6 protein-coding genes and 1 pseudogene are annotated in these 4,620 nt (G+C 46.1%); all 7 read left to right on the top strand.

What is annotated here, in order from left to right:
• Positions 1-155: NADH-quinone oxidoreductase subunit D-related protein (locus BLT_RS22860; protein WP_449267247.1), on the top strand; the 155-nt coding region annotated here is incomplete at its 5' end.
• Entirely contained in the window at positions 155-1,153 is a 999-nt protein-coding gene (gene nuoH / locus BLT_RS0101200) for an NADH-quinone oxidoreductase subunit NuoH (protein ID WP_017726009.1), read from the top strand. The genes BLT_RS22860 and nuoH, both read left to right, overlap by 1 nt.
• A gap of 30 nt (positions 1,154-1,183) precedes the next feature.
• Positions 1,184-1,609: an NADH-quinone oxidoreductase subunit NuoI gene (gene nuoI / locus BLT_RS0101205; protein ID WP_017726010.1), complete on the top strand. Its 426-nt coding sequence runs from the start codon at positions 1,184-1,186 to the stop codon at positions 1,607-1,609.
• Positions 1,606-2,121, top strand: coding sequence for an NADH-quinone oxidoreductase subunit J (locus BLT_RS0101210; RefSeq protein ID WP_017726011.1), 516 nt, complete (start codon positions 1,606-1,608; stop codon positions 2,119-2,121). Before nuoI ends, BLT_RS0101210 begins: the two co-directional genes overlap by 4 nt.
• Positions 2,114-2,428: an NADH-quinone oxidoreductase subunit NuoK gene (gene nuoK / locus BLT_RS0101215; RefSeq protein WP_017726012.1), complete on the top strand. Its 315-nt coding sequence runs from the start codon at positions 2,114-2,116 to the stop codon at positions 2,426-2,428. Before BLT_RS0101210 ends, nuoK begins: the two co-directional genes overlap by 8 nt.
• A gap of 17 nt (positions 2,429-2,445) precedes the next feature.
• The gene (gene nuoL, locus BLT_RS0101220; protein ID WP_017726013.1) at positions 2,446-4,308 is read left to right on the top strand and encodes an NADH-quinone oxidoreductase subunit L; all 1,863 of its coding nucleotides are present in this window, start codon (positions 2,446-2,448) and stop codon (positions 4,306-4,308) included.
• Positions 4,305-4,620 (top strand): annotated as a pseudogene (locus tag BLT_RS21155) (NADH-quinone oxidoreductase subunit M); the annotation flags it as partial. The gene nuoL and the pseudogene BLT_RS21155, both read left to right, overlap by 4 nt.

The raw sequence follows: 4,620 nt of genomic DNA on the forward strand, positions 1-4,620 counted from the left end.
GTCAAGGAAAGAAAGAACCATACCGGCTAAAATTCCGTAGGCCTTCTTTCTACAATCTGCAAATTTTGCCAAAGCTACTAGAGGGAGAGCCCTTAGCAAACTTGATTGCCATCCTTGGTGGCATCGATATCGTCCTCGGGGAGGTGGATGGCTAATGGAGCAATGGTTGATGTCAGAACCTAGCTGGGTGCATGTTGCTCTGTATGTTAGCCTGGCTGCTGGAATGCTTTCAGTCGTTCTTGGCTTTGTTACCTATGCCATTTTAGCCGAACGAAAAGTACTTGGCTTTATGCAGCTTCGGGTCGGACCTAATCGGGTTGGGGGGCCTTTCGGTTTATTACAAACAGTTGCTGATGTCCTCAAGCTATTAATCAAAGAAGATACGATCCCGAAAAAAGCTGACAAACCACTTTTTATGCTAGCACCCATTCTTGCCTTTGTGCCGGCCTTTGTCGTTATTGGCATTATTCCCTTCTCAGAAAATCTTTACTTCTCAGATCTCGGTATCGGCCTACTTTTTTATCTTTCCATCACGAGTATCACGACGCTCGGCATGCTGACAGGAGGTTGGGCGTCAAATAACAAGTACGCACTCCTTGGTGGCATGCGGGCTGCCGCACAAATGATTTCCTATGAAGTTCCACTCGTTTTATCTGTTGTTGGGATCATTCTTTTAACTGGAAGCTTAAATCTAATCGAGATTGTTCAAGCGCAAGCAAGCCTATGGAACATCATTCCTCAATTTTTAGCGTTTCTTATCTTTATCATTGCTGCAACTGCAGAGCTGAACCGGGTTCCCTTTGATTTGCCAGAAGCGGAATCAGAGCTTGTAGCAGGCTACCATGTTGAATATTCAGGCTTTCGCTGGGCCTTTTTCATGCTTGCGGAATACGTCTATTTATTTGCCATGGCTTCGCTCATTACCGTTCTTTTTCTCGGTGGCTGGCACCCATTGCCGTTTCTCGGTTTCATACCAGGTGTCATATGGTTTGCCTTAAAGTTTTCCGCTGTCGTGTTCTTAATGATTTGGATGCGCGGAACATTCCCACGCATACGTGGCGATCAATTAATGGAGTTCGCTTGGAAGGTACTCCTGCCACTGTCAATTCTCAACATCCTACTCACTGTCATCGGAAAAGAACTATTTTTCTAAATGGAGCAGTGCGGAAAGGGAGGAATACCCATGCTAGGAAAAGGGCTTATAAAAGGATTGAAGTATACCCTTTCAAACCTATCAAAGCAAAACGTGACAACGAGCTATCCAGATGAACCTGTGTCGATGCCTGATCGCTTTCGCGGCATCCAAAAATTTTATCCTGAGAAATGCATCGTCTGTAACCAATGTGTCACCATTTGTCCAACCGATTGCATTTCTCTCACAGGTAAGCGTCATCCCGACCCAACGAAAAAGGGAAAGGTCATCGAAACGTATGACATCAATTTCGAAATCTGTATCCTTTGTGACCTCTGTACGGAGGTTTGCCCAACGGAGGCGATCGTCATGACCAATAATTTTGAACTTGCCGAATATAGCCGGGATGAGCTGTTCAAGGATATGAAATGGCTTGACGAGAACGACACAAATGTGAGGGAGGAAAATAAAACATGAGTGGTGGCATCCTTGCTTTTTTTCTGCTCTCTTTAATCGCTATTGCTGGCGGCGTCTTTATGATCAATTTACAAAAAGTCGTCCATGTAATTGTTGCCCTAGCCTTTACGTTTATCAGCATTGGTGGTCTCTATGTTCTTCTCGCAGCAGAGTTTGTCGCCTTTGTCCAAATCCTTATCTATGGTGGAGCCATTTCAATCATGATGCTTTTTGCGATTATGCTAACAAAGCACGACGACGAGGAAAAGGGGAATCGGCGTCGTCTTCATTCTTGGCTTGTCATCCTTGGTATTTTCGTTTTCTTTGTCACGATGTTTAGGGGGATTAATGGCTTAACTCTCGGGGAACCAGGGACTGGATTTGAAATGGAAAATGCGAGGCAAATTGGTCTTGCCATCTATTCACACTACGTGATTCCTTTTGAAGTTGTCGGTGTCATTTTGCTTGTGGCTTTAGTCGGTGCTGTTTCATTGGCAAAGCAGGACGACAAAGAGGTGAACCATCATGAGTAGCATCCCTTTGTCGGCTTATTTGCTTCTTGCTCTCGTTCTCTTTTGTATCGGCTTATATGGCGTTTTAACGAAAAGGAATGCCATCGTTGTTTTGATTTCGATTGAGCTAATGTTAAACGCAGCCAATATTAATCTTGTGGCCTTTGCGTATCATGGCGTGATGCCAAGTATTACAGGTCAAGTGTTTGCGTTGTTTACCATTGCTGTTGCTGCAGCTGAAGCAGCAGTGGGTCTTGCGATTATCATTGCCCTCTATCGAAATCGTCGAACAGTTAATGTCCAAGAGATGAACAGTATGAATCTATGAAAGGGCGGTGATTCACGATGGCTGGGTTTGCAATCGTGCTCCTGCTTCTCCCTTTACTATCCTTTATCCTCTGTTTATGCTTTGCGAAAAGCTTGAAAGAAAAAGCTGCTAATCTAGCAAGCATCCTCCTAGCAGGGTCCTTTTTCGTAGCCTGCACCCTGCTTTTTCTTAGCTTTAAAGGAGTGGGGGGAAGTGTTCAAGCTCCGTGGCTCCAATTTGGGGAAACGACCATCACTGTCGGCTTGTCGGTTAATGAACTAAATGCCCTCATGCTTTTTGTCGTAACACTTGTGAGCTTACTTGTACATATTTATGCGAAAGGGTATATGGACGCAGCTGATCGTGAAAGGCTGCCTATCTTCTATGCCTATCTTGGCTTGTTTACATTCTCCATGCTCGGCTTAGTTCTATCGCCGAATCTTCTTCAGCTCTACATGTTTTGGGAGCTAGTAGGGATGTGCTCCTTTCTCTTAATTGGATTTTATTTTTCAAAGCCAGCGGCCCGTGCGGCTGCCAAAAAAGCCTTTATCATGACAAGGATCGGCGATATGGGTTTGTTTATCGGCATGATGCTCCTGTTTTGGCAGACAGGAAGCTTGGAATTGGCGGTCATTTTTGAAGCGGTCAATCAGAATCAATTCGGGGAAGGGATGCTTACCTTGACTGCCATTCTCTTATTTATCGGCGCGGTTGGGAAATCAGGTCAGCTGCCGCTTCATACGTGGCTTCCTGATGCGATGGAAGGACCGACTCCTGTATCGGCACTCATTCACGCAGCGACAATGGTGGCGGCAGGTGTGTATCTTGTGGCGACAATGTTTCCTGTTTTTCTCGCGGCCCCCGCTGCCATGAGTGTAGTGGCGGTAGTAGGAGGGGTAACCGCCTTTTTTGCGGCCGTTGTTGCCCTCGGGCAAACGGATATTAAGCGAATTCTCGCCTACTCCACCGTAAGTCAGCTAGGCTACATGATGCTTGCCCTTGGCTCGGCTGGCTATGTGGCAGCCATGTTCCATTTTATGACCCATGCCTTTTTTAAGGCGTTGCTCTTTTTAGCTGCAGGAAGTGTGATTCATGCCGTTCATACGCAAAACATCGAACGAATGGGTGGGTTGTGGAAACGACTTCCTGTGACAGGTCCGCTATTTTTAATCGGCTGTCTTGCGATTGCAGGTGTTCCGGTTTTTTCCGGGTTTTTCAGCAAGGAGGAAATTCTCCTTACCGTCCTTGCAGATGGACGGTTTGTTCTATTCGGTCTCGCACTTTTAACGTCCATCTTAACAGCGTTCTATATGTTCCGGCTCTTCTATCTTGTTTTTATGGGAAGTCCACGTCATAAGATAACAGAGGTTCATGAAGCGCCCGCTGTGATGAAGGGACCAATGGTTGTGCTTGCGATTCTTGCTGTGATTTCGGGGTTTGTACATACCCATTGGTTTGGCACATTTTTTGGGGATTGGTTCAGTGGAGCTCAATGGATAGGGGTTGAATCGGTCTCAGCTCCAATATGGGTTATGATCGTAGCAAGCGCTTGTGCACTTATGGGGATTGGTCTTGCCTATCAGCGCTACGGGAAAGAACCACAGAAGGAGACGAAGGGGGAAGGGCTGATCCAAGCGTTATTACAGCAAGGCTTTTACATTGATGCTCTCTACCAGCGAACGGTTGTTTTCTTCACCACTGTAGTAAGCTACCTCGCTTATTATCTTGAGATCTATGTGGTTCAAGTGGTGGAGCAAATGGTGACAGGAACGATCAATGCGTTAGGTAAAACAGGGGCCAAGCTCCAAAACGGTCATGTTCAAACCTACAGCTTGACGGCCTTTCTTGGAATTGTCGTTCTCTTTGTTTTATTGTCGGTTACAGGAGGGTACCTACGATGATGTTAACATTGCTGATCGTTTCACCGCTGCTCGGTTTGCTCATTCTTCTTTTCTTTCCATCACAGTCGGACTCATTTAAAAGGAAAATTGGAATCATTGGAACGCTGCCACCCCTTGTCATCGCAAGCATTCTTTTTGCTCAGCTCGACCGCTCTGTGACGGAGCTACAGTTCGGGGAGGTAAGGGAATGGTTCAGCTTTAGCAGCCCAAGCTTATCACAGCTTGGGGTCGATTTCACTGTTTCCTACGAGCTTGGGGTCGACGGATTAAGTCTCGTGCTTGTTTTACTGACGACAGTTGTTGCTACCCTCG

Origin of the sequence: Halalkalibacterium ligniniphilum, from assembly GCF_000334155.1 — a bacterium.
GTDB classification, from domain to species: Bacteria; Bacillota; Bacilli; order Bacillales; family Bacillaceae_D; genus Halalkalibacterium; species Halalkalibacterium ligniniphilum.